This window comes from Cellulosimicrobium sp. I38E (assembly GCF_001647255.1).
Classification (GTDB): Bacteria; Actinomycetota; Actinomycetes; order Actinomycetales; family Cellulomonadaceae; genus Cellulosimicrobium; species Cellulosimicrobium cellulans_E.
This window is the reverse complement of the sequence record NZ_LUAZ01000003.1, coordinates 1-1,241: the sequence shown is the minus strand read 5'-3', so window position 1 is coordinate 1,241 and position 1,241 is coordinate 1. Positions and strand designations below refer to the sequence as shown.

Annotated in this window: 1 protein-coding gene; it reads left to right on the top strand. The window is 72.6% G+C overall.

What is annotated here, in order from left to right; genetic code table 11:
• Positions 1 to 1,241: Ig-like domain-containing protein (locus tag A0J59_RS21760; RefSeq protein ID WP_255364871.1), on the top strand; the 1,241-nt coding region annotated here is incomplete at both ends.

Here is a 1,241-nt window from a genome sequence, read left to right as displayed (position 1 = left end):
GACGACGAGATCACGGTCCGGCCCGGGCGCACGGTCTCGGTCGCGGCCCTGGCCAACGACACCGACCCCGACGGCGACCAGGTCGGCCTGGTCCCCGGCGGCATCGAGGACACCCACGACCTGGACGCCGAGGTCGTCGTCGACCGCATCGTGCTGACCTCCCCCGACGCCGACGGCGCCTACACCTTCTACTACCAGGTCCAGGACACCTACGGCGCCCGCGCCACCGGCGCCGTGACCGTCAACGTCGCCGCCGACGCACCCCTGCTGCCCCCCGTCGCGCGCGACGACACCGTGCCCGTGGAGGACATCCTGGGCAAGACCGAGGTCACCGTCCCCGTCCTGGACAACGACGAGGACCCCGACGGCGCCGCGACCGAGCTCACCGTCACCACCGACGCGACCACCACCACCGTCACCGACACCGGCGAGCTCGTCGTCACCCTCACCGAGAACCGCCAGGTCGTGACCTACACCGTCACCGACATCGACGGCCTCACCGCCAAGGCCTTCGTCAAGGTCCCCGGCCTCACCGACCAGAAGCCCACGCTCCGCCCCGGGACCCAGCTCGAGGTGCTGGCGGGCGAGTCCCTGCCGATCGACATCACGGAGCACGTGCTCGTCGTCGAGGGCAGGACGCCGCGGCTCACGACCGAGGACAAGGTCACGGCGACCGAAGGTTCGCGCGAGGTGCCCTCCGTGACCGAGATCGTGTACACCCCCGACGCCGACTACACGGGTCCCGCGGCGGTGTCGTTCGAGGTCACCGACGGCTCCGGGCCCGACGACCCCGAGGGCCACACCAACGTGCTGACGATCCCCGTCACCGTGCTGCCGCCGGAGAACCTCCCCCCGGAGCTCGTGGGCACCCCGACGCTCGACGTCGCGGCGGGCGAGGAGGCCTCGGTCGACCTCGTGCGCTTCGCCACCGACCCGGACGGCGACCCCCTGACCTTCAAGGCCACCGGCCAGGCCCAGGGCCTGACCGTCACCGTCGAGGGCACCACCCTGCACGCCCAGGCCACCCCCGAGGTCCCCAAGGGCTCGGTCGTGCAGGTCCCGATCACCGTCACCGACGGCGAGCACCCCCCGGTCGAGGGCACCGCGACCCTGACCGTCGTGGCCTCCACCCGACCCCTCGCGCGCGCCAACCAGGACACCGTCGACGACGCCCACCAGGGCAAGCCGACCACGGTCCCCGTGCTCGCCAACGACTCCAACCCCTTCCCCGACACCCCGCT